Here is a 21,336-nt window from a genome sequence, read left to right as displayed (position 1 = left end):
CCGGACGCGCATCGGCCACCCAATTGCTTTTCGAAATGTTCGCCACGTCAAAGTCGGCGGCGATTACGCAATGATATTTGTGAACGATCGGTTGATTGGGAGTCGATCTGCGTATAGCCCGTTGCCGCTTTGTTTGCTTGAGCCCATCGGGCGTCAATCCATGGGCGACGTCGTGCGTGTCTTTCGCGAAAGGCTGACGCTCGCGGGCCTGTTCACGGCCCGGTACGCCGGGAACGCCGCGCCGGCATCGAACCTTCGAAAATTGGTCCGGCCGTGCCAATCGGGACGATGCGCCCGCGCCCGAAGGTGCCGCCCGCCTCAAGCCTCCAGCCCCACGAAGAACTTCGCGATCGCCGCCGCTGCCGCCTCGGGACGTTCCCGATGCGGGAAGTGTCCGGCGCCCTCGAACGGGGCGAGGTCGAGGTTTGCGAAGGTCTCCCCGAGCCGGTCGGTCCAGGCGTAGGGGAAGAGCGGATCCTGCGTGCCCCAGCGGATACAGGTCGGCACGCGGATCGGCGGTAGGGCCGGAGCCTCGTCCCGTAGCATGGCGAGCCGGGACGCCTGCTGACTCAGGTACCAGTTGAAGCCGCCCTGCAGGTTGCCCGGCACGAGGAAGTTGTCGGTGAAGGCGTCGAGCACCGCGTCGAAGGCGGCCGGATTCCCGCCGGCCCAATGGCGCAGGAAATGGCCGATATAGGCGCGGCAGCTCTCGCGGCTGGCGCCGACCACCTCCGCCGCGAACGGCTTGAGGTGGAAGGACTGGTACCAGATCTCGGCCAGCATCTCCGGCCGGGCCAGCCGCGGGCCGATGCCGGGATAGGGGCAATCGAAGAAGAACAGGCCGCTGAGCCGGTCGGGATGCGACCGCCCGAGGGCTTGCCCGATGGAGGCGCCCACATCGTGCCCGACGATCCCGACGCGCGCGAGCCCGAGGGCATCGAGAAGGCCGACGATGTCGGCGGCGTGGACCTCCGGACCGGCCTTGTCCGAGGGAGCGTGATCGGGCTTCTCGCTGGCGCCGAAGCCGCGAAGGTCCGGCGCGATCAGGCTGAAGCGGTCCGCGAGCCGGGCCATCACCGGCTCCCAGGTCAGCCAGAATTCCGGCCAGCCGTGCAGCAGCACCAGGGGGCTGCCGGTTCCGGCCCGGGCGACGTGCAACGGCACGCCGTTGCCCGTCACCGTGTCGTGCCGGATCTCCACCATGCTCGGCCGTCCCTATTCCCGTCGTGCCGCGTTGCCGGCCGCGAAGCCGTCGGCCGGCAACGCGGCGGCCCCGGCGGTCCGTTCCGTAGCGAGCCGTCACAGGTCCGTGCCGTGAGGTCTCGTCGGACCGATCCGGAACGGGGCCGGCTTGACCGGGCAAGCTGGACCGTTTCAATGCGTCCATTCCTGCCGGTCGCGGGAGAAAGATGGCACCGTATGAGGCGGCAGATGGCGACGACGGTTCGGTGGCTCGCGCTCCCGCTCGTGCTGGGCGGCAGCCTCGCCGTCTCGGGCTGCACCGGCTTCGGCTACATCTCGCAGACCTACGTCACCCAGGTGCCGCAGGTCGTCACGATCGGCTGTAACGAGCCCTACGAGATCTACGACAACCGCCAGCGCCGCCGGGTTCTGGTGGTCTCGAACGCCCTGCGCGAGGTGACGGGCTGCGATGTCGGCCAGGTCGGCAACGGGCGTCCCCCGGCCGAGACACGGGCCGCGCGCTTCCGCACGGCCGCACGCACCTATCTCGACGAGACCGTGCGCGAGGATTGCAGGATCACCGGCGAGACCGTGTTCAGCGATCTGCAAACCGAGTTCGCCTATGCCTGCGACGTGCCGGTGGAGCCGCGCGGCACGGTGGCGCCGCGGCTGCCCGGACGGCGCAACCAGCGCTGATCGGGGCGCGGTCAGGCCCGTCTTCAGGCTTCGTGCGGACCGACGAAGGTCCGCTCCGTCGCATCACCCGCCGCGGCGAGCAGCGCCCGGGCGAAGGCCCGCGCCTCGGCGCGGTCGAGGCTGAGGATCGCGGTGACGGGACGGCCGCCGAGATCGGGCAGTGCCAGTTCCAGGCGTACGCCTTCGCCCTCCGGCGTGGCGGACAAGCTCCAGCCGCGCTCGCCCATCGGCCCGCCGCCTGATCCATCGCCCATTCCATCGCGCATTCCATCGCCCTTGCCGGGCTCGCTCATCGATCGATCCTTTCGGTCCTTGCCGAGCCTGACATGGAGGGCTTCGCCGCCGCAGACCAGGGGCGCGGCGCGGGCGGGCCGCTCGGCGAAGGTGATTGACGCGCACGGCCGGGGATGATGTCTGCGCGCCGACCGCCCGCCGGGCGCGACGCCACACGACAACGCAAGGGATGACCGACATGTCCGAGATCTGGTTCCGCACCGGCGAGGCGACCGTGCTCGCGGCCGAAGGGCAGTTCACCGACGCGATGCCGGAGGTGCTGATCGGCTCCACCCGCGGGCCCGTGGGCCACGGTTTCGCGAGCCTGCTGGGGCAGGTGCAGGGCCATACCCGCATGTTCGTGGTGCGCGACCTCAACCAGCTCGTGCGCCCCTCCACGATCATGACCACCAAGGTCACGATCCACACCGCCGAATACGCCGAGCTTCTGGGCGGCGTGGTCCAGGCGGCCACGGGCGACGCCATCGTCGATTGCGTGATCGAGGGCATCCTGCCGAAGGACGGCCTCGACGAGCTGTGCATGATCATCACGATCTGGCTCGACGAGCGCTGCGGCACGGACGAGAACCTCGACCGCAAGGATCTCTACCGCACCAACTACGAGGCGACGAAGCTCGCCATCGCCCGCGCGATGAAGGGCGAGCCGACGATCGACGAGCTCATCGCCAACCGCAAGACGGTGAAGCACTACGCGCTCGAAGACATCATCGAGTATTGATTCTGTGTTGGTGGCGGGGCGCGACTCAGGCCGCGTCCCGCTCCAGCCGGTACGGCTTCGCCAAGGCGGCCAGCGGTCGTTTCCACGCCTCGGCGATCCGCCCGATCTACTCCAGGCTCAGCGGTCGCTTGCGGTTCAGGATCCCGGACGCGCGTGAACGCGAGCCGAGAAGCTCGGCCAGCTCCGCCTGCGCGCGCCCCGTCTCGTCGATGGCGAAGTGGAGGAGTTCGGTGGGATCGCTCTCCGGCACCGGATGCTGTGCCCGCTCATAGGCTTCCGCGAGCGGGGCCAGCACATCGAGCTTGTCGCCCTCCGGCGTGCCCACAGGGACGCCCCAGAGCCGATCGATCTCCCGCAAGGCCTCGGTCAGGTCGGCATCCGTGCGGATCGGGCGGATATCCTGGGCGGGCGCCTAGGATTCTAAAGCCAATCAGCATGGCTTTGTGAGAGACCGTTTGCGCCCCATAGCAGTCCATGAAGACCTCCGCCGATCGTGGACCACATCCCCCCGTGCAAACGACGGAGAGCTCCTCAGGAGGATTGTAGGGGGGATGTCATTAGCCCGGTCAGTGTGCGCAGTAACTCGTCCTTCGAGAAGGGCTTCGCTAGAGATGGCTGCTCCCAACGGCTGTTCGCATGAGACCGCTCCGTTTCCCCCGTGGCGAATAGGTACGGCACAGCGATGCCCGTCAGCGTCTCGGCCACCGGGTACACCGTATCCCCGTCGCCGAGATTCACATCCAGCACCGCCGCATCGAGTGTGACATTCTCGATCAGGTCCAGCGCCCGATCCACGCTCGGCACAGGTCCGATCACGGTCGCACCGGCTTCCTCGAGCCAGCGCTTCAGGTGCATGGCGATCAGATACTCGTCCTCGACCACCAGAATGAAGCGGCCGGCAAGGGGCTGGGCAAGGTCGGGCATTGCAGGCTCTGGAAGCGCTCGATCCGCGATCCTCCATCCTCGTAAGGGTGTTGTCGCTTACACAGGGCAAGTGATCGGCATGTCGATCTGGCAGCGCACACCGTTCTCGCCCAGCGCATAATCGACGTTCGCCTGGAGCGCGTAGGGCAGGGCCTGCTGGATGAGCTCGGTGCCGTAGCCGCGACGCGTGGTCTGCCCAGGATCGACGCGGATACCGGTCTCGATCCAGCTTAAAACCAACCGAGGCCGTCCGCGCTGATCCCGCGTCACATCCCAAGTGACGGCGAGACGGCCGGTATCGTTTCTCAGTGCGCCGTATTTGACGGCGTTGGTGGCTAGCTCGTGTAGGGCCAGCGCGAAGTTCTGCACCTGCCGCGCGGTCAGGAGCACCGGCGGCCCGCCGACCTCGATCCGGTCCGATGACTCGTCCACGTGTGCAGCGAGTTCCGCTCGCACCAGCGCACCGACCTCGACGGTATCGCTGCCGCTTCGACTGAGCAGGCCCTGTGCCCGGCTGAGCGCCTGGAGCCGTTCCTCGAACGCTTCGACCGACCCGCCGCGCTTGACCGTCCTGTCGGCGATCGCGGCGACGACACCCAGCAGGTTGCGCGCCCTGTGCTGCAACTCGTTGACCAGAACCTCCAGGCGTGCCTGCAGCATGCACCGATCGTTGACGTCGATGTTGACGCCCGCCCATTTACGGATCGTGCCGTCGGGGCGCGTGATCGGCACAACGCGAACGTTCGACCACCGCCACGACGCGCTGGACGCGTGCCACAAGCGATACTCGGCATCGACCGCGCTCCCCGCGGCGACCGCCGCGCGCCACTTCTGTTCGGTCGCCGCCCGGTCATCGACATGGATCGCATCCAGCCAGCCGGAGCCTTGCCACTTGTCCAGCCGCTGGCCGGTGAAGGCGCGCCAGCCTGGGCTGTCGGCGACGATGGACCCGTCTGGGTGCGCCTCCCAGCTGAACTGGCCGAAGCCCTCGACGAGCCCGCGGAACCGTTCCTCGCTTTCGCGCAGAGCCGCCTCGGAACTCTTGCGCTCCGTGATGTCGCGCACCGTCCCCTTCATGCGCCGGAGGTGTCTTCCCGCGCCGGCATCGATCCGACCCTGCGCCCCAATCCACCGGAGTTGACCGTCCGCGCGCCGGATTCGACACTCGAAGTTCCACTGCCCGCCCGCGGCGATGGCGTCTCGGAAGCCGGCGTCGACTGAGTCCCGATCCTCCGGCGTAATATGATTGAGGAACGTGTCGTAGGTCCACGTGGGCAGGAGTGCTTCGTACCCGAAGATGCGATCGTGCTGCGGTGAGCGCCAAGCGTCCAGCGTGGCGAGGTCGATCTCCCACACGCCGACATCGCCCGCCTCCAATGCACGCGCGAGCCGCTCCTCGCTCACCCGCAACGCCGCCTCGGTGCGCAACCGGCCGCCGATCTCGAAGCCAACCATGTGTGCTGCAATCACCGCGCCGGCTTCGTCCCGCATGGGCGTCAGGTAGGTGTCGAACACCTCGCTCCCGCCCAGGTCGAACGGTTGAGCCGGCACATGCACGCTCTCCCCCAGGAACACACGCTCGTAGAGGGGGGCGACGACCGGCCACGTGTCGGGGAACGCTTCGGACAGAGGGCGGCCGAGTGCGCCGGGGTGTCGGTCACCGAACAGCCGCGCGGCCGCCTCGTTATAGACGAGGATGCGCTCGGGTCCGCAGGTGAGGCCCGATATGAGCGGGCTGGCGAGCACTTGCTCGACCATGAGCTTGAAACGCTCCGTCCACCGCCCGACCGGGCCGAGCGGCGTCGCGCTCCAGTCATGGTCACGGATGTAGGCGGGCATCCCACATTCGCGGCCGATCCACGGCTCAGAAACTTGCGTCATGGATCCATGAGGCGGACGCCGTCGGCCGGGTCAATTGATCGATGTTGGTTTCGTGCGCTTCCGATGCAATGAATGCGACGTGTCCGCTCGCAGTCATGACATCAACATCTGCTTTCCGCCCTGAGCAGCCCTTTGCCGCGTCAATCAGATTGGGTTTGGAATCCAGAATCGCGCGACGACGCGCAAACTCAGAACTCGATCCCCTCCTGCGCCTTCACGCCTGCGGAAAAATGGTGCTTCACGCTGCCCATCTCGGTGACGAGGTCGGCGGCCTCGATGAGCGCCGGTTTGGCGTTGCGGCCGGTGACCACGACGTGGAGGTCGGGGCGCCGGGCGGCCAGATCCGCGAGCACCGCCTCAAGGTCGAGGTAGTCGTAGCGCAGGGCGATGTTCAGTTCGTCGAGGACGAGCAGGCGGATGCTGGAATCCGCCATCAGCGTCTTGGCCGTGTCCCAGGCGTTGGCGCAGGCGGCGATGTCGCGGGCCTTGTCCTGCGTCTCCCAGGTGAAGCCTTCGCCGAGCGCCTGCCAGACGATCTGGTCACCGAAGCTTTTCAGCGCGCGGGCCTCGCCCGTGTCCCAGGCGCCCTTGATGAATTGCACCACGCCGACCCGGTGGCCGCGCCCGAGCATCCGTAGCACGAGGCCGAGGGCGGCCGTGGTCTTGCCCTTGCCGGGGCCGGTATGGACGATGAGCAGGCCCTTCTCGATCTTCTTCGAGGCGACCTCGGCGTCCTGCACCGCCTTGCGCTTGGCCATCTTTTCGCGGTGGCGGGTATCGTCTTCGGTCATCAAGGATTCTCACGTAAGGGTTTGACCGTCAGCGGCAGGCCGGCGACGGTGAGCACGACCCGGTCGGCGTCGCGTGCGAGCCGCTGGTGCAGCCGCCCGGCCGCATCGCGGAAGCGGCGGGCGAGCGCGTTGTCCGGCACAATGCCGAGGCCGACTTCGTTGGCCACGAGCACCAGCGGGCCCGGCGCCGCGGCGCAGGCCCGTGCCAGGGCCTCGGTCGCCGCATCGAGATCGGCCTCGGCCAGCAGCAGGTTGGTGAGCCAGAGCGTCAGGCAATCGACCAGCACCGGCCCGGCTGCGGCGGCCACCGCCTCCGGCAGGGCCGTCGGCACGTCGAGGGTGTGCCAGGAGCCGGAGCGCCGCGCCCGGTGCTCGTGGATGCGGACGCGCATCTCCTCGTCCCAGGCCTGCGCCGTGGCGATGTAGAGCCAGGGCGCGGGACAGGCCTCGATCAGCCGCTCGGCATAGGCGCTCTTGCCCGAGCGCGCGCCGCCGAGCACCAGGGTCATCCGGTCGGGTGCAGCCTCCGTCATGCCGGCCGGTTTGCACCGGGCGCGTCCGTTCACGCAATGGCGCTTTGCATGCGCCCCGACTCCGCGTTACAAGCGGCGGGTGACGGTGCCCCGGAAACGGGGTGAAAAGGGAATGCGGTGAGAGGGTTGTTCAAAAACCCCGATTCCGCGGCTGCCCCCGCAACTGTAAGCGGCGAGTTCCTGCCACGAGCCACCGGGTGATCCGGGAAGGCGGCAGGCACGATACCAGCCGCGAGCCAGGAGACCTGCCGTCCGGCGAAGTTTTGTTCTCGAACGCCGCCGGTGGGGCGGCCGGAGCCCGTGACCCGATGACGACTGCGACCCTTCAGACCCAGGCCGCCACCCGTTCCGCCGAGGGCGCCCGTGCGCTTCTCGTCGCCGCCTTCCTCGGCCTCGGTCTCGTCTTCGTGGCGGGCTTCGCCCCGGCCTCGGTGCTGCACAATGCGGCGCACGATTTCCGCCACGCGCAGAACTTCCCCTGCCACTGATCCGCGCATCCTGCGGCTTCAAGCAGCTCCATGATCATCCGGTTGCTGTCGGCGGCGCTTGTCGCCGGCTTCCTCGCGTCCGTCGTCGCGACGGGCCTGCAGCTCACGCTGACCTCCCCGCTGATCCTTCAGGCGGAGACCTATGAAGGCGAGGGCGCGCATGCCGCCCTCGCGCCGTCCCCCGATTCCCCCTTCGCCGCCCTGATCGTGCCGGCGCATGCGCCATCCCAGCACAGCCACGGCGAGGGCGGGCACGACCACGGCACGGCCGACGAATGGCAGCCCGCGCCGGGCCTGCAGCGCATGGCCTTCACCGGGCTCGCCACGCTGGTCGGCGGCGTCGGCTACGCGCTGCTGCTCGCGGCGGTGATGCTGGCTCTCCGCCGCGAGCCGACCCCCCAGGGCGGACTCGTCGTCGGCATCGCCGGCTTCCTCGCGGTGGCGCTGGCCCCCGCCATCGGCCTGCCGCCGGAACTGCCCGGCATGGGCGCGGCGCCGCTCGTGCTGCGCCAGTCGTGGTGGCTCATGACGGTGGTGGCGACCGGGCTCGGCCTCTACCTGATCGCCGTGCGGCGGGTGCCGCTGACGATTCTGGGCGGCCTCGTTCTCATCGTCGCGCCGCATCTCGCAGGCGCGCCGCAATCGATCGACACCGTCTCCTCGCAGGTGCCGCCGGCCACGGCCGCGCAGTTCGCCGCGCGCTCGCTGGCCATCGGCTTCGTGTTCTGGGCGGTGATCGGGCTCGCCTATGGCTGGGCCTGGGGCCTGTTCGGCCGCGAGGCGGGTGCCCGTGCGAATGCCTGATCCCGATACCGCCATCCTGTCGGTCTGCACCACCTGCCGCGCGGCGGGCGATGTCTCCGAGCCGCGCGCCGGGGCCAAGCTCCTCGCCGCGCTGCTGGCGGAAGTCGGGCGCGAGCCCGTGCCGGGCCTGACGATCGAGGGCGCCGAGTGCCTCTCGGTCTGCAAGCGGCCCTGCACCGTCGCGGTCGTCTCGCCCGACCGCTGGACCTACGTCTACGGCGACTTCGACGCGCTCGAAGACCCCGAAGCTTCCGCCCGCACTATCCTGGCGGGTCTGCGTCGCTACCTCGAGACCCCCGACGGCGTCGTGCCCTGGCGCGAACGGCCGGAGGCGTTTCGCAAGGGCGTCGTCGCCCGCATCCCGCCGCTCAAGGCGGCCCGAGGGGAGACCCCATCATGAGCCTCGTCGAAAAAATTCCCTGCACCATCGTCACCGGCTTCCTCGGCGCCGGCAAGACGACGCTCGTGCGCCACACCGTCGAGAACGCCCGCGGGCGCCGGCTCGCCATCATCGTCAACGAGTTCGGCGATCTCGGCTTCGACGGCTCGTTCCTCGCCGCCTGCGGCATCGAGGGCTGCAACGAGGATTCAGTGGTGGAGCTGCCCAACGGCTGCATCTGCTGCACCGTGGCCGACGATTTCGTGCCGGCGCTGACCAAGCTGCTCGACCGGCCCGAGCCGCCGGAGCACATCCTGATCGAGACCTCCGGCCTCGCCCTGCCCAAGCCTCTGGTCCAGGCCTTCCAGTGGCCGGCGATCCGCTCGCGGGTCACCGTGGACGGCGTGGTCGCCGTGGTGGACGGCCCGGCGGTCGCCGCGGGGATGTTCGCCGAGGACCCCGACGCCCTCGCCAACCAGCGCGCGGCGGATCAATCGGTCGATCACGACAATCCGCTGGAGGAGGTGTTCGAGGACCAGATCCTCTGCGCCGACCTCGTGGTGCTCAACAAGGCGGATCTCCTCGACGCGGCGGGCCGCGATAAGGTCCGCGCCGACATCCAGGCGCACCTGCCGCGCGCCGTCGAGATCGTCGAGACCGAGCACGGCCGCCTCGACCCGCTTGTGCTGCTCGGCATCGGTGCGGGGGCGGAAGACGACCTCGACGCGCGCCCCTCGCATCACGGCGAGGGCGAGGATCACGACCACGACGATTTCGAATCGGTCGCGATCCCCGTCGGCATCGCCGGCAGCCCGGAAGATCTTTCCGCCCGCGTGGAGAAGGCGGCCGAGACCGAGGGCGTGTTGCGCATCAAGGGCTTCGCCGAAGTGAAGGGCAAGCCGATGCGCCTCGTGGTGCAGGGTGTCGGCCGGCGCGTCGCCTCCCATTACGACCGCCCGTGGAAGGGCGCGGAGCCCCGCGACGGACGCCTCGTCGTCATCGGCCTGAAGGGCTTCGATCAGGACGCGGTCGCCGCCGCCCTGCGCGGATGAGCCGGGGCGAAGCCGCAGGCCGGCTGCCGCGCGGGCTTTGGCTCGCGGTCCCCGTCCTCGCCCTTCTCGCCGGCTGTTCCGACAGCCGGCATGAGGCGGACGGGGCGATGCGGATGGCCCAGGCTCCTGCGCCCGCGCCCTTCGTCCCCGCCGCGCGCGAGGGGAGCACGGCCAAGCTCGCCTACCGCCACGATCTCACCGTCGGCCTCGGGCCGGACCGGGTGGCGCCGCACTTCGCCGCCGCCCGCGACCGCTGCCTCGACGCGGCCGCGACCTGCACGCTGTTGAGTTCCTCGATCCGCGACGGCGGCGGCACGCGCCAGCCGCAGGCGCAGGTTCAGGTGCGGCTGCCGCATGCCGCGGTCGCTCCTTACGTCGCCTCCGTCACCGCGCCCCTGCCGGGCGAGGCGGCGGGCGATGTCGTGCTGATCGAGCAGGCGACCCGCGCCGAGGATCTGACGGCCTCCATCGCCGATACCGGCCGGCGGCTGGCCCAGCTCAACGATTACCGCACCCGCCTGACCGCGCTCGCCGAGAAGCCGGACAACCGGGCCGAGGATCTGATCAAGATCGCGGGGGAACTGGCGCAGGTCCAGAGCCAGATCGAGGAGGCGGAAGGGACGCGCCGCGGCCTCGACGAGCGCGTGGACACCGAGATCGTCACGGTCGATTTCCGCACCAGCCGGGCGCGGGCCGGCGCCTTCGCCCCGGTGCAGGAGGTCTGGGCCCGCAGCGGCCCGATCCTCGGCGAGAGCGCGGCCTCGGCCCTCCGCTTCACCGTCGCGAGCCTGCCCTGGCTGCCGATCGTCCTTTTTGCCGCCTTGCTCCTCCGGCTGGTCTGGCGCATCCGGCGCAAGCGGGCCCATCCGGCGCGCGTCCAATCGGAGCCGTGAGGGCGCCCGCGCCATGCACCTGATCCGCCTCGATACGGTCTCCCTCGACGAGGGCGAGGCGGCGGTCGATCTCGGCCAGAGCCCGGGCGACATCGTCTTTCTGTCATTTACCGATACGGACCTCGCGGCCGTCGCCCGGGCCCACGCGGACGAGCCCGGGCTGCCCTCGCTGCGGCTCGCCAAGATGGCGCAACTGCGCCACCCGATGTCGGTCGATCTCTACGTCGATGCGGTGATCGCCCGCGCCAGGATCTGCGTGATCCGCTGCCTCGGCGGGCTCGACTATTGGCGCTACGGCATCGAGCGGGCCGCCGCGACGGCACGGGCGCAGGGGGTCAAACTTGCGGTTTTGCCCGGTGACGACCGGCCGGATCCGCGCCTCGACGCGTTCTCGACCCTGCCGCCCGAGACCTGCATCCGCCTCGATGCCTATTTTCGCGCGGGCGGCCCGGAGAACCTGAAGAACCTGCTGCGCAGCCTCGCGGCGGAGGCCGGCGCCGCTTTCGAACCCGCGCCGCCGAAGGCGCTGCCGCGGGGCTTCGCGTGGTGCCCCGGCTGCGGGCCCGTCGCGCTTGAGAGGGCGATGCGGGCCGCCGGGCCGGGCCCGCTGGCGCTGCTGCTGGTCTACCGCTCGGCGGTGCTCTCCGGCGAGACGGCGCCGGCCGTGCAGCTTGCCGCCGCGCTGACCGAGCGCGGCATCGGCAGCGTCACGCTCGCGGTGTCGAGCCTGAAGGATCCGGAGGCCGTGGCGACCTTGCGCGCGGCGCTGGCCCTGCGCGGCCCGGACATCGTGCTCGCCGCCACCGCCTTCTCCGCCCGCGACGATGCCGGTTTCGTGCTCGATGCCGCCGATTGCCCGGTGATCCAGGCCTACACGATCGGCGCGCCCCGCGACGCCTGGGCCGCCTCGGGCCGGGGCATGAACGCGTCCGACCTCGCCATGCAGGTGGCTTTGCCGGAATTCGACGGGCGGCTCTCGGGCTTCCCGATCTCGTTCAAGGAGGAGGCCGCGGCGGTCGAGGGCTTTTCGGAGCGCCGCGCGGTGCCCGATCCCGCCGGCATCGCCGCGCTCGCCGAGCGCGCCGCCGCCTGGATCCGCCTGCGTCGAACGCCGCGCGAGCAGCGCCGGCTGGCGATGGTGCTCTCCGATTATCCCGCCCGCGGCGGCCGCGCCGGCTACGCGGTCGGCCTCGACACGCCGGAAAGCGCCCGCGCCATCGCCGCCGACCTCGCGGCGGTGGGGTTCGCCGCGGGCGACCTGCCGGAGGCGGGCACGCTGATGGCGGCACTGACGGAGGGCGAACCGGGCTTTTCGGTATCGCTGGCCGAGTACGCGGCGTGGTTCGGGGGATTGCCGGAAGAGCGCCGGGCGGAACTGGTGGAGCGCTGGGGCGCGCCGAAGGACGATCCGGCCTGCCGCGACGGGGCGTTCCGGTTCCGGATGGTGCGCGCGGCCGCAACTCGGACCCCCTCGCCCCGCGCCCAGGGACAGGGCTTCGGCGACCCGTCGCGTGAGTTTGAGGCCGGCCTCACCCTGTTCCTACAGCCCGACCGCGGCCGGAGCACCGATCGCAAGGCCGGCTACCATGACCCCGACGAGCCGCCGACCCACGCCTACCTCGCCTTCTACCTCGGCGTTCGGAGAGCATTCGACGCGCTGATCCATCTCGGCACCCACGGCACCACCGAGTGGCTGCCCGGCAAGGCGGTGGCGCTGTCGCCGGATTGTTGGCCAGCCCTGGCCGTCGGGGCGCTGCCGGTGGTCTATCCCTTCATCGTCGACGATCCCGGCGAGGCCGCGCCGCTCAAGCGCCGGCTCGGCGGGATTGCGCTGGGCCACCTCACTCCCACCGTCGAGGCGGCCGGGCTCACCCCCGAGGCCGCGGCGCTGCGCGAACTGGTCGAGGAATACTCTGCCGCCAGCGTGCTCGATCCGCGCCGGGCCGGACTGATCGCCACGGCGATCCTTGACGAGGCGGCCTCCGCCGGCCTGCTCGAAGGCGCGGGCGTCGATGGCGACACGCCGATGGCCGACGCGCTGACCGCGCTCGACGCGCATCTGTGCGACCTCGGCGAGACCCCGTTTCGCGATGGCCTGCACGTGTTCGGCCGCGCGCCCGCCGAGGCCACCGAGCCGGTTCGCGCCAGCGCCGAGGCGGAGCGCGCCGCGCTCGCCGCGGCGCTCGACGGCCGCTTCGTCGCGCCGGGCCCGGCCGGCTCGCCCTCGCGCGGGCGCCAGGACGTGATGCCCACCGGCCGCAACCTGACGACCCTCGACCCGCGCGCCCTGCCGACGCGCGCCGCGACGATGCTCGGCAGCAAGGCCGCGGATGCGGTGGTGCGCCGCTACCTTCAGGACGAGGGCGAGTACCCGGCCCGCATCGTCATGGATCTCTGGGCCTCGCCGACGCTCCGCACCGGCGGCGAGGACGTGGCGCATGCGCTCGCCCTGATGGGCGTGCGCCCGGTCTGGGACCATGCCTCGACCCGCGTCACCGGCTTCGAGGTGCTGCCGCTGGCCCTCCTCGACCGGCCGCGCATCGACGTGACCTGCCGCGTCTCCGGCGCGTTCCGCGACACCTTTCCCGAGACCCTGGCGCTGCTCGACCGCGCCGCGCGGGCCGTCGCTGCCCGCGAGGAGGAGGACGAGGAGAACCCGCTTGCCGCCGCCCGTCGCCGGGGCGAGTCCGCCGCCCGCATCTACGGCGCCGCGCCCGGCCGCTACGGCGCGGGGACGGCCGAGACCGCCCTCGACGGCGCTTGGGAAGGCCGGACCGATCTCGGTGCCGCCTACCTTGCCGCCACCACCCATGCCTACGGCGACGCGGAAGGCGCGGACGCGGATTTCGCCGCCCGCGTCGCGGCGGCGGACGCCTATGTCCACGCCTTCGACGTCGCCGAGCGCGACCTGCTCGACGGCGACGCCGCCGCCGACGCCATGGGCGGATTCTTTGCCGCCGCCTCGTTCGAGGGGAGGGCGCCCGCGCTCTACAGCCTCGACGTTTCGAATCCGGAGGCGCCGCGCACCCGCACCGCCCGCGAGGACGTCGCCCGGCTGATCCGCGGCCGGCTCGGCCATCCGCGCTGGATCGCGGCGCAGCTCCGCCACGGCTACCGCGGCGCGCAGGAATTCGCGCAAGGCATCGATGCGGTGTTCGTGCTCGCCGCCGCGACCGATGCGGTGTCGAGCCAAGATCTCGACCGGCTCTACGGCGCCTGGATCGCCGACCCGGAAACCTTCGATGCCCTGAAGGCCGCCAACCCGGAGGCGACCCGCGCCATCCTCGAGCGCTTCGACGAATTGCGCGCCCGCGGCCTGTGGCAGAGCCGGCGCAACGCGGCGCCGGCCGACGAAATGATGGCCGCCGAATGAGCGCCCGCCGCACCCTGCCCGAGGGCGCGCGCCGCGGCTGGTGCCCCTCGCTCGCCCGGCCGATGCCGACCGGCGACGGGCTGCTCGCCCGCGTCCACCCGCCGCTCGGGCGCCTGACGCCGGCGCAATTGCGCGCGGTGGCGGACGGCGCGCGGGCCCACGGCAACGGCCATATCGACGTGACCGCCCGCGGCAACCTCCAGATCCGCGGCGTCAGCGAGGCGAGCGCCGCGCCGCTCGCCTGCGCCCTCGCGGAAGCCGGCCTCGGCGACACCCGCGACGATGGCGGCCCGCAGCGCCTGACCCTGACGGCGCCGCTCGCCGGCCTCGATCCCACGGAACAGATCGACGTGCCGGCGCTCGCCCGCGCGGTGGAGGCGGCGGGGCTCGCCGTGCCGGGCCTGCCACCCAAGACGCTGGTGGCGATCGATGGCGGCGGCGCCCACGGTCTCGGCACGGTCGAGGCCGATTTCTTCCTGTTCGCCGAAGGGCAGAGGCAGGGGCAGGGGCAGGTGGCCTTCGGCCTTGCGACCGAAACCGGACCCCTGCGCTGCGGCGTGCTGCCCGAGCAACAGGCGGCGGGCGCCATCGGCCTTGCGCTCGCCGTCTTCGCCGAGATCGGCGGACGCCGGATGCGCGACCTCGACGCCCACGGACGGGCCGTGATTGCAGCGGTGGCCGGCTTCTTCCCGTTCGAGCCGACGCCGCTCGCGCCGGCTCCTGCTCCGGCCGCGCCGGGGCTGGCCGCCCTGACCGCGGACAGAGCGGCGCTCCTCGTCCAGGCGCCGTTCGGCCGCTGCACCGCGGATCGGCTGGAACAGGTCGCCGCGCTGGCCGGGGCGCAGGACGTGCGGCTGAGCGCGGAGCGCGGCCTCGCCCTCCTCGTTCCCGCGCGCCGCGCCGCGGTCCTCCAGGCCGAATTGGCGCGGGCCGGCTTCATCGTGACGCCGGACGATCCGCGCCGCCGGGTCGCCGCCTGTCCCGGTGCGCCGGCCTGCCGCTCCGGCACGACCCCGGTGCCCGACCACGCCGCCCGGCTGGCGCAGGCGCTGGCGCCGCTGGCCGGCCTCACCGCTCATGTCTCGGGCTGCGCCAAGGGCTGCGCCCATCCGGGCCCCGCGGATCTGACCCTGGTGGGCCGCGACGGCGCCTACGACGTGGTGCTCGCCGGGCCCCCCTCCGCCGAGCCGGCAACGCGTCTCGCTTTCGAGGTGGCGCTGGACCGGATAAGGAAGGCCGCAGCCGCCGGGCTTCCGGCGCTGGACCCCGTGTTTCAGGACGACGTGAGATGAGTGCCCGCCACGACTACATCCGCGACGGCGGCGCGATCTACGCGCGCTCCTTCGCGATGATCCGCGCCGAATCCGATCTCGCCCGCTGGTCCGGCGCGGCCGAGCGCGTGGTGGTGCGGATGATCCATGCCTGCGGCATGACCGACCTGCCGCGCGACGTGGAGATGTCGGAGGATTTCGCTGCGGCCGGCGAGGCGGCTCTGAAGGCCGGCGCGCCGATCCTGTGCGACGTGCGCATGGTCGCCGACGGCGTGACCCGCGCCCGGCTGCCGGTGAAGAACGAGGTGATCTGCACGCTCGGCGATCCGCGGGTGCCGGGGCTGGCGGTGGAGATGGGCACCACCCGTTCGGCCGCGGCGATGGAGCTGTGGCGCGCGCATTTGCCCGGCAGCGTCGTCGCCGTCGGCAATGCGCCGACCGCCCTGTTCCGCCTGCTCGAACTGCTGGACGAGGGCGTCGCCCCCCCGGCGGCGGTGATCGGCATCCCCGTCGGCTTCGTCGGCGCGGCGGAATCCAAGGAGGCGCTGGCGCGGGACGGGCGCGTGCCCTTCGTCGTGGTCCATGGCCGCCGCGGCGGCAGCGCCATGACGGCGGCCGCCGTCAACGCGCTCGCGAACGAGATCGAGTGATGGAGGGGAGCGTGCGCATCGACGCCCCGGCCGAGACCACGGACGGCGCGGGCGAGACCCCCGCCGCGGCCAGAACCGGTACGCTCTACGGCGTCGGCATGGGGCCGGGCGATCCGGATTTCCTCACCGTGAAGGCGATGCGGGTGCTGGAGCACGCCCCCGTGCTCGTCCACTTCTGCAAGCGGGGCAAGCGCGGCAACGCCCGCACCATCGCCGACGCGGTGATGTGCGATCCCACCCGCGAGTTTCCGCTGGCCTATCCCTACACCACCGAGCTTCACCCCGATCACCCGGAATACGTCGCGGCTCTGGCCGGCTTCTACGACGAGGCGGCGGGACGGCTCGCCGACCATCTCGGTGCGGGCCGCGACGTGGCGATCCTGTCGGAGGGCGACCCCTTCTTCTACGGATCGTTCATGCATCTGTGGCGGCGCCTCAAGGACCGCTTCCCCGTCGAGGTGATCCCCGGCGTCACCGGCATGTCCGGCTGCTGGACCCGCGCCGGCACGCCGATCACCTGGGGCGACGACGTGCTCACCATTCTGCCGGCGACGCTGCCGCGCGAGGCGCTGGTGGAGCGGCTGAAGGGTACGGATGCGGCCGTCATCATGAAGCTCGGCCGGCACCTGCCGAAGGTGCGCGGCGTGCTGGCCGAGACCGGCTTTCTCGCCCGCGCGGTCTATGTCGAGCGCGGCACCATGGCCGGCGAGCGGGTGGTGCCGCTGGCCGAGAAGGAGGACGACGTCGCGCCCTACTTCTCCATGGTGCTGGTGCCCGGAGAGGGCCGCCGCCCGTGAGCGATCCGGGAAGCGTCACGATCATCGGCCTCGGGCCCGGTGATCCGCGCCTGCTCACCGAATCGGCGCGCGCCGCCCTCGACCGGGCGCAGGATCTGATCGGTTACATCCCCTACGTCGCCCGCGTGCCGGAGCGCGCGGGACTGACCCGCCACGCCAGCGACAACCGGGTCGAGGTGGACCGCGCCCGGCATGCCCTCGAACTCGCCGTTGCCGGCCGGCATGTCGCGGTGGTGTCGGGCGGCGATCCCGGCGTGTTCGCCATGGCCGCCGCCGTGTTCGAGGCGGTCGAGCACGGACCCGCGGACTGGCGCGATCTCGATATCCGGGTTGAGCCCGGCATTACCGCGATGCTCGCTGCCGCAGCCCGTCTCGGCGCGCCGCTCGGCGGTGATTTCTGCGCGATCTCGCTCTCCGACAACCTCAAGCCCTGGGAGGTCGTGACCGCCCGGCTCGAAGCGGTGCTGCGGGCAGGGCTCAGCGTCGCCCTCTACAATCCGATCTCCTCGGCGCGGCCGTGGCAGCTCGGCCGGGCGCTGGCGCTCGCTGCCGAGATCCTGCCTGCCACGACGCCGGTCATCTTCGCCCGCGCCGTGACACGGCCGGACGAAGCGTTGCGGGTACTGACCCTGAACGAGGCCCGCACCGCGCCGGCCGATATGGCGACCATGGTCATCATCGGCGCCGCCACGACGCGGCTGATCGAGCGGGAAGGGCGTCTGCCCTTCGTCTACACGCCGCGGAGCGTCACGCTCTGACGCGGACGCCTCCGCAGCGCTTCTTCAATCGAAGGATGTGTCGTTCCGAGAGGTTCAAGCCCCCGAATCCGGTGCGACCCAAGCTTTAGAACACGTTGAAGAACCACAGTAGAAGAATGATCGGCAGCGGAATGCCGATCAACCAGAGAAGTCCACCTTTGAGCACCGTGCTGTCTCCCGTGTGATGGAGGCGGTGACGCGCACTCCTTAGCTTATCTACCGATGAGGCTCGGTTGGCGTTCCTGTTTTATGGAAAAATTCATAGCCGGGCGTGCCCGGAACGACGGCACCCACACGCCGCGGACGCATGCTTCCTGACCAAATTCCTTGATTTCGGCAATTATAGGAATTTATGTATTGACACCGCGACGCTCCTCATGTAGGTAAAGGGCACGCTCAAGAAGTGTGGATGGAGACACCGCGATGCCGGCCCCCTCCGAGCCACGCAGTGAAGCCGAGCCGGCCGCTCCTTCGAAGCCAAGTTCCAAGAAAGCCCGCAAGCGCGTGCCAGATGCCCGGCAGCTGCGGGCGCAATTGCGCGCCCATATCGAACGGCAGATCGCACGCTTCGATGCGGCACTCGATACCGAGGCACCACCGGCCGGGTTGGATTCCGCGAAAGTGCTGCGCGATCTCGGCGGTCTGAAGACCATGCTCGACGACATGAAGGCGGCCGACCGGACGGCGCGCGAGGGAGGGACGGATGGTGCAGCCAGCCGACCACCGCTGCGCGCCGCCGACCTCGTGGCGATGCGCACGGATATCGCGCGCCGCTATGCTGCATTCGCGGCGGCGGAGCCGGACGACAGCATTCTTGACCCGTCTCTCGCCGGACCACCTGCGCCTGCTTGAGGCCGATTGGCTTCATCTCGCGCGGCACGACCAGCTTCCGCCGCCGGGACACTGGACGACCTGGGCGGTGATCGGGGGGCGCGGCTCCGGAAAAACCCGGACCGGCGCCGAATGGGTGCGCGGCCTCGCCCTCGGCGATCCGGTCTTCTCACCGGAGCCGGTGGCGCGGATCGCCCTCGTCGGCGAGACCTTCGCCGATGTGCGCGACGTGATGATCGAGGGGCCGTCCGGGCTTCTCGCGCTACCGCGTCTCGGCGGTGCGCCGCCGGTCTGGCAGCCGTCACGGCGGCGGGTGGTGTTCGGCAACGGCGCGGTGGCGCTGGCCTTCTCCGCCGAGGAGCCGGATTCGCTGCGCGGCCCGCAATTCGGTGCCGTGTGGTCCGATGAGGTCGCCAAGTGGCGTGAGGCCGAAGCCACTTACGACATGATTCAGTTCGGCCTGCGGCTCGGAACGCATCCGCGCGGTCTCGTCACCACCACGCCGCGTCCGATGCCGCTGATCCGCCGGCTACTCGCCGACCCGCGCACGGTGGTGACGCGCTCCCGCACGGCCGACAATGCTCAGAACCTCGCGCCGAGCTTCTTGGAGGAGGTGGTCGGCCGCTACGCCGGCACCCGTCTCGGGCGGCAGGAACTCGACGGGGAGCTGATCGAGGACCGGCCGGACGCGCTTTGGACCCGTGATTCCATCGAGCGGGCGCGTGTTTCGGAGGCGCCGCCGCTGCAACGCATCGCCGTCGCCGTCGATCCGCCGGCCTCCTCCCGCGTCGGGGCAGACGCCTGCGGCATCGTCGCGGCCGGGCTCGCGGCCGACGGAACCGCCTACGTGCTGGCCGATGCGACCTTGGAGCAGGCCGCACCCGCCGTCTGGGCGCGCGCCGCATTGGCTTTGTACCACGGCTTGGCGGCCGACGCGCTGGTGGCCGAGGTCAACCAGGGCGGCGAGATGGTCGTCGCGGTGTTGGCGGAGGCCGATCCGAGCGTACCCGTGGCGACGGTGCGGGCGACGCGGGGCAAGCTGCTGCGGGCCGAGCCGGTCTCGCTGCTCTACGCCCAGGGGCGCGTCCGCCATGTCGGTCCGCTACCGGCGCTGGAGGACGAGATGTGCGCTTTCGGTCCCGGCGGTCTGCCTGGGGGCGGCTCGCCGGATCGGCTCGATGCGCTGGTCTGGGCGCTCACGCACCTGATGCTCGCGCCGTCAGTCGAGCCGCGCATCCGCCGGCTCTGACAGCCGCGGTTAATTTCACGTGAAACATTGCAAGCGGGAGGCGTGCCATGCCTGGATTCATCGCGCGGTTCGCCAAAGCGGCCGGGTTCATACCCGACGCGAAAGCGAGCGCGGCTTTTGCACTCTACGGCGAGGGACGAGCGATCTGGACCGCGCGCGATTACACCGCTTTGGCCCGCGAGGGTTTTCAGCGCAACGCTGTCGTCCACCGTTCGGTCCGGCTCGTCGCCGAAGCCGCGGCCTCCCTGCCGCTGACGCTCGCCGGCGCCGAGGATGCGCATCCGTTGCTGGAGTTGCTCGCCCGACCGAATCCGCGCGAAGGCGGGATGCGCTTCCTCGACGGGATCTACGGGCACCTCCTCGTCTCCGGCAATGCCTACATCGAAGCGGTCGAGATCGATGGTCGACCCCGTGAACTCTTCTCTCTGCGTCCGGACCGGATGCAGGTCGTGGCCGGCGCCGACGGCTGGCCCGCGGCTTACGAGTACAGTGTCGGGGGGCGGCGGCTCCGCTATCAGCAGACCGGCGCCGTGCCGCCGATCCTGCACCTGACGCTGTTCAACCCGCTCGATGACCATTACGGCCTCTCGCCGATGGAGGCGGCGGCGGTGCCGCTCGACATCCACAACGCTGCCGGCGCCTGGAACAAGGCGTTGCTCGACAACGCGGCCCGCCCCTCCGGCGCCCTGGTCTTCGCGCCCTCGACCGGCGCCGCCTTGAGCGACACGCAGTTCACGCGGCTCAAGGCCGAGCTGGAAACGAGCTATCAGGGCAGCGCCAATGCCGGTCGGCCGCTCCTCCTCGACGGCGGGCTCGATTGGCGGCCGCTCTCGCTCTCACCCAAGGAGATGGACTTCGTCGAGGCGAAGGCGGCAGCCGCCCGCGAGATCGCGCTCGCCTTCGGCGTGCCGCCGCTGTTGCTCGGTCTTCCCGGCGACAACACCCACGCGAACTACGCCGAGGCCAACCGCGCCTTCTACCGCCAGACGGTGATCCCGCTGGTGCGCCGCACCACCGATTCGCTGGCTCGCTGGCTGGAACCCGCCTTCGGCCCCGCTCGATTGGAGCCGGATCTCGACGCGGTCGAGGCGCTGGCGACCGAGCGCGAGTCGCTCTGGCGGCGGGTCCAGGGCGCGGACTTCCTGTCGGTCGCGGAGAAGCGCGAGGCCGTCGGCTATCCTTCCCAAAGTCCGGCGCAAGGCACCGGCTCTCCGGGCTGAGGCCCCGCCGGGATTCGGGCAGAGCCCGCTCTTCACTCCTCTTGTCGAGGTCTTGTCATGGATGGCCATTTCACCGGCTACGCCAGCCTGTTCGGCGTGCCCGATCTCGGCCGCGACACCGTCGCGCCAGGGGCGTTTGCCGCGAGCCTCGGCCGGCGGGGCGCGGGCGGGGTGCGGATGCTGTGGCAGCACGATCCGGCCGAGCCGATCGGCTCCTGGCTCTCCCTCAAGGAGGATGGCCGGGGCCTGCGCGTCGCCGGTCGGCTCAACCTCGCGGTTCAGCGCGCCCGCGAGATCGACGCGCTGATGCGCGAGGGTGCCCTCGATGGGCTCTCCATCGGCTTTCGCGTCATGCGGTCTTCGCCTGAGCGAGGCGGGCGTCGGCTGCTCGCCGTCGATCTCTGGGAGGTCTCGCTGGTGACCTTCCCGCTGCAGCCCGACGCGCGGGTGATCCGCGCCGCAGCACTCCGCCCCTTCGCCCCACCGCGCCTGCGCCTCGCGGCCCCGCCGCTCGCGGCGCGCGCCTGAGCCTTCGCCTTTCACCACCCACGA

Annotated in this window: 23 protein-coding genes and 1 riboswitch; of the genes, 16 read left to right on the top strand and 7 right to left on the bottom strand. The window is 71.0% G+C overall.

Going from position 1 to position 21,336, the window contains the following annotated elements:
- Positions 1 to 318 precede the first annotated feature (318 nt).
- Positions 319 to 1,203, bottom strand: a complete 885-nt coding sequence (locus E4V01_RS02435; protein ID WP_135297275.1) for an alpha/beta fold hydrolase — start codon at positions 1,201 to 1,203, stop codon at positions 319 to 321.
- Positions 1,204 to 1,431: 228 nt separating this feature from the next.
- Here E4V01_RS02435 and E4V01_RS02430 point away from each other — a divergent pair, with 228 nt between their 5' ends.
- A complete protein-coding gene (locus E4V01_RS02430) occupies positions 1,432 to 1,878 on the top strand; it encodes a hypothetical protein (RefSeq protein ID WP_135297274.1) in 447 nt (148 codons plus the stop codon).
- 23 nt (positions 1,879 to 1,901) lie between these two features.
- Here the strand turns inward: E4V01_RS02430 and E4V01_RS02425 are convergent, their stop codons facing one another.
- Positions 1,902 to 2,171, bottom strand: coding sequence for a hypothetical protein (locus E4V01_RS02425; protein WP_135297273.1), 270 nt, complete (start codon positions 2,169 to 2,171; stop codon positions 1,902 to 1,904).
- A gap of 179 nt (positions 2,172 to 2,350) precedes the next feature.
- Between E4V01_RS02425 and fae the strand changes: the two genes are divergently transcribed.
- Positions 2,351 to 2,890 (top strand): formaldehyde-activating enzyme, encoded by a 540-nt coding sequence (gene fae, locus E4V01_RS02420; protein ID WP_060772186.1) that lies wholly within the window; start codon positions 2,351 to 2,353, stop codon positions 2,888 to 2,890.
- A 106-nt stretch (positions 2,891 to 2,996) separates the two neighbouring features.
- Here the strand turns inward: fae and E4V01_RS02415 are convergent, their stop codons facing one another.
- From E4V01_RS02415 to cobU, 5 genes are all read right to left on the bottom strand, one after another.
- Complete coding sequence (locus E4V01_RS02415; protein WP_371688503.1) at positions 2,997 to 3,248, bottom strand: type II toxin-antitoxin system HigA family antitoxin; 252 nt, start codon at positions 3,246 to 3,248, stop codon at positions 2,997 to 2,999.
- Positions 3,249 to 3,421: 173 nt separating this feature from the next.
- On the bottom strand, positions 3,422 to 3,814 hold the full coding sequence (locus tag E4V01_RS02410; protein ID WP_135297272.1) for a response regulator: 393 nt from the start codon (positions 3,812 to 3,814) through the stop codon (positions 3,422 to 3,424).
- Positions 3,815 to 3,871: 57 nt separating this feature from the next.
- Positions 3,872 to 5,653, bottom strand: coding sequence for a PAS domain-containing protein (locus tag E4V01_RS02405; RefSeq protein ID WP_135297271.1), 1,782 nt, complete (start codon positions 5,651 to 5,653; stop codon positions 3,872 to 3,874).
- A 230-nt stretch (positions 5,654 to 5,883) separates the two neighbouring features.
- Positions 5,884 to 6,486, bottom strand: a complete 603-nt coding sequence (cobO, locus tag E4V01_RS02400; RefSeq protein ID WP_135297270.1) for a cob(I)yrinic acid a,c-diamide adenosyltransferase — start codon at positions 6,484 to 6,486, stop codon at positions 5,884 to 5,886.
- Positions 6,486 to 7,019 (bottom strand): bifunctional adenosylcobinamide kinase/adenosylcobinamide-phosphate guanylyltransferase, encoded by a 534-nt coding sequence (gene cobU / locus E4V01_RS02395; RefSeq protein WP_193763131.1) that lies wholly within the window; start codon positions 7,017 to 7,019, stop codon positions 6,486 to 6,488. Before cobU ends, cobO begins: the two co-directional genes overlap by 1 nt.
- 66 nt (positions 7,020 to 7,085) lie before the next feature.
- Positions 7,086 to 7,287, top strand: a riboswitch (cobalamin riboswitch).
- A 40-nt stretch (positions 7,288 to 7,327) separates the two neighbouring features.
- Here cobU and E4V01_RS02390 point away from each other — a divergent pair.
- The 14 genes from E4V01_RS02390 to E4V01_RS02325 all read left to right on the top strand — a co-directional run bounded on the left by E4V01_RS02390 (position 7,328) and on the right by E4V01_RS02325 (position 21,312).
- A complete protein-coding gene (locus E4V01_RS02390) occupies positions 7,328 to 7,507 on the top strand; it encodes a CbtB-domain containing protein (RefSeq protein ID WP_060769116.1) in 180 nt (59 codons plus the stop codon).
- Positions 7,508 to 7,537: 30 nt separating this feature from the next.
- Positions 7,538 to 8,311, top strand: coding sequence for a CbtA family protein (locus E4V01_RS02385; protein ID WP_060769115.1), 774 nt, complete (start codon positions 7,538 to 7,540; stop codon positions 8,309 to 8,311).
- Positions 8,304 to 8,711 carry a DUF1636 domain-containing protein gene (locus E4V01_RS02380; RefSeq protein ID WP_060769114.1) on the top strand — a complete coding sequence of 136 codons (408 nt, stop codon included), beginning with the start codon at positions 8,304 to 8,306 and terminating at the stop codon, positions 8,709 to 8,711. Before E4V01_RS02385 ends, E4V01_RS02380 begins: the two co-directional genes overlap by 8 nt.
- The gene (gene cobW / locus E4V01_RS02375) at positions 8,708 to 9,742 is read left to right on the top strand and encodes a cobalamin biosynthesis protein CobW (protein WP_060769113.1); all 1,035 of its coding nucleotides are present in this window, start codon (positions 8,708 to 8,710) and stop codon (positions 9,740 to 9,742) included. Before E4V01_RS02380 ends, cobW begins: the two co-directional genes overlap by 4 nt.
- Positions 9,739 to 10,635, top strand: a complete 897-nt coding sequence (locus E4V01_RS02370; protein WP_135297269.1) for a DUF4349 domain-containing protein — start codon at positions 9,739 to 9,741, stop codon at positions 10,633 to 10,635. Before cobW ends, E4V01_RS02370 begins: the two co-directional genes overlap by 4 nt.
- A gap of 13 nt (positions 10,636 to 10,648) precedes the next feature.
- Positions 10,649 to 14,008, top strand: coding sequence for a cobaltochelatase subunit CobN (cobN, locus tag E4V01_RS02365; RefSeq protein WP_135297268.1), 3,360 nt, complete (start codon positions 10,649 to 10,651; stop codon positions 14,006 to 14,008).
- Positions 14,005 to 15,300, top strand: coding sequence for a precorrin-3B synthase (gene cobG / locus E4V01_RS02360; RefSeq protein ID WP_135297267.1), 1,296 nt, complete (start codon positions 14,005 to 14,007; stop codon positions 15,298 to 15,300). The genes cobN and cobG overlap by 4 nt, the downstream gene beginning before the upstream one ends.
- Positions 15,297 to 15,929 carry a precorrin-8X methylmutase gene (locus E4V01_RS02355; protein ID WP_060769109.1) on the top strand — a complete coding sequence of 211 codons (633 nt, stop codon included), beginning with the start codon at positions 15,297 to 15,299 and terminating at the stop codon, positions 15,927 to 15,929. The genes cobG and E4V01_RS02355 overlap by 4 nt, the downstream gene beginning before the upstream one ends.
- Positions 15,929 to 16,726 (top strand): precorrin-2 C(20)-methyltransferase, encoded by a 798-nt coding sequence (locus tag E4V01_RS02350; protein ID WP_060769108.1) that lies wholly within the window; start codon positions 15,929 to 15,931, stop codon positions 16,724 to 16,726. Before E4V01_RS02355 ends, E4V01_RS02350 begins: the two co-directional genes overlap by 1 nt.
- The gene (cobJ, locus tag E4V01_RS02345; RefSeq protein ID WP_135297266.1) at positions 16,723 to 17,484 is read left to right on the top strand and encodes a precorrin-3B C(17)-methyltransferase; all 762 of its coding nucleotides are present in this window, start codon (positions 16,723 to 16,725) and stop codon (positions 17,482 to 17,484) included. The genes E4V01_RS02350 and cobJ overlap by 4 nt, the downstream gene beginning before the upstream one ends.
- A 423-nt stretch (positions 17,485 to 17,907) precedes the next feature.
- Positions 17,908 to 18,336 (top strand): hypothetical protein, encoded by a 429-nt coding sequence (locus E4V01_RS02340; RefSeq protein WP_135297265.1) that lies wholly within the window; start codon positions 17,908 to 17,910, stop codon positions 18,334 to 18,336.
- Positions 18,299 to 19,564 (top strand): DNA-packaging protein, encoded by a 1,266-nt coding sequence (locus E4V01_RS02335; RefSeq protein ID WP_135297264.1) that lies wholly within the window; start codon positions 18,299 to 18,301, stop codon positions 19,562 to 19,564. Before E4V01_RS02340 ends, E4V01_RS02335 begins: the two co-directional genes overlap by 38 nt.
- A gap of 47 nt (positions 19,565 to 19,611) precedes the next feature.
- Positions 19,612 to 20,784: a phage portal protein gene (locus E4V01_RS02330; RefSeq protein WP_135297263.1), complete on the top strand. Its 1,173-nt coding sequence runs from the start codon at positions 19,612 to 19,614 to the stop codon at positions 20,782 to 20,784.
- A 57-nt stretch (positions 20,785 to 20,841) separates the two neighbouring features.
- Positions 20,842 to 21,312, top strand: a complete 471-nt coding sequence (locus tag E4V01_RS02325) for an HK97 family phage prohead protease (RefSeq protein ID WP_135297262.1) — start codon at positions 20,842 to 20,844, stop codon at positions 21,310 to 21,312.
- Positions 21,313 to 21,336 lie beyond the last annotated feature (24 nt).

The organism is Methylorubrum sp. Q1 (assembly GCF_004683995.1).
Lineage (GTDB): Bacteria > Pseudomonadota > Alphaproteobacteria > Rhizobiales > Beijerinckiaceae > Methylobacterium.
The sequence above is the reverse complement of the archived record's forward strand: the minus strand, read 5'-3'. Positions and strand labels throughout refer to the sequence as shown.

Bases quoted from the DNA above. Each gene is read 5' to 3' on its own strand.
- E4V01_RS02435 (WP_135297275.1), bottom strand. From the start codon at position 1,203: ATGGTGGAGATCCGGCACGACACGGTGACGGGCAACGGCGTGCCGTTG.
- E4V01_RS02430 (WP_135297274.1), top strand. From the start codon at position 1,432: ATGGCGACGACGGTTCGGTGGCTCGCGCTCCCGCTCGTGCTGGGCGGC.
- E4V01_RS02425 (WP_135297273.1), bottom strand. From the start codon at position 2,171: ATGAGCGAGCCCGGCAAGGGCGATGGAATGCGCGATGGAATGGGCGAT.
- fae (WP_060772186.1), top strand. From the start codon at position 2,351: ATGTCCGAGATCTGGTTCCGCACCGGCGAGGCGACCGTGCTCGCGGCC.
- E4V01_RS02410 (WP_135297272.1), bottom strand. From the start codon at position 3,814: ATGCCCGACCTTGCCCAGCCCCTTGCCGGCCGCTTCATTCTGGTGGTC.
- E4V01_RS02405 (WP_135297271.1), bottom strand. From the start codon at position 5,653: ATGCCCGCCTACATCCGTGACCATGACTGGAGCGCGACGCCGCTCGGC.
- cobO (WP_135297270.1), bottom strand. From the start codon at position 6,486: ATGACCGAAGACGATACCCGCCACCGCGAAAAGATGGCCAAGCGCAAG.
- cobU (WP_193763131.1), bottom strand. From the start codon at position 7,019: ATGACGGAGGCTGCACCCGACCGGATGACCCTGGTGCTCGGCGGCGCG.
- E4V01_RS02390 (WP_060769116.1), top strand. From the start codon at position 7,328: ATGACGACTGCGACCCTTCAGACCCAGGCCGCCACCCGTTCCGCCGAG.
- E4V01_RS02385 (WP_060769115.1), top strand. From the start codon at position 7,538: ATGATCATCCGGTTGCTGTCGGCGGCGCTTGTCGCCGGCTTCCTCGCG.
- E4V01_RS02380 (WP_060769114.1), top strand. From the start codon at position 8,304: ATGCCTGATCCCGATACCGCCATCCTGTCGGTCTGCACCACCTGCCGC.
- cobW (WP_060769113.1), top strand. From the start codon at position 8,708: ATGAGCCTCGTCGAAAAAATTCCCTGCACCATCGTCACCGGCTTCCTC.
- E4V01_RS02370 (WP_135297269.1), top strand. From the start codon at position 9,739: ATGAGCCGGGGCGAAGCCGCAGGCCGGCTGCCGCGCGGGCTTTGGCTC.
- cobN (WP_135297268.1), top strand. From the start codon at position 10,649: ATGCACCTGATCCGCCTCGATACGGTCTCCCTCGACGAGGGCGAGGCG.
- cobG (WP_135297267.1), top strand. From the start codon at position 14,005: ATGAGCGCCCGCCGCACCCTGCCCGAGGGCGCGCGCCGCGGCTGGTGC.
- E4V01_RS02355 (WP_060769109.1), top strand. From the start codon at position 15,297: ATGAGTGCCCGCCACGACTACATCCGCGACGGCGGCGCGATCTACGCG.
- E4V01_RS02350 (WP_060769108.1), top strand. From the start codon at position 15,929: ATGGAGGGGAGCGTGCGCATCGACGCCCCGGCCGAGACCACGGACGGC.
- E4V01_RS02340 (WP_135297265.1), top strand. From the start codon at position 17,908: ATGCCGGCCCCCTCCGAGCCACGCAGTGAAGCCGAGCCGGCCGCTCCT.
- E4V01_RS02330 (WP_135297263.1), top strand. From the start codon at position 19,612: ATGCCTGGATTCATCGCGCGGTTCGCCAAAGCGGCCGGGTTCATACCC.
- E4V01_RS02325 (WP_135297262.1), top strand. From the start codon at position 20,842: ATGGATGGCCATTTCACCGGCTACGCCAGCCTGTTCGGCGTGCCCGAT.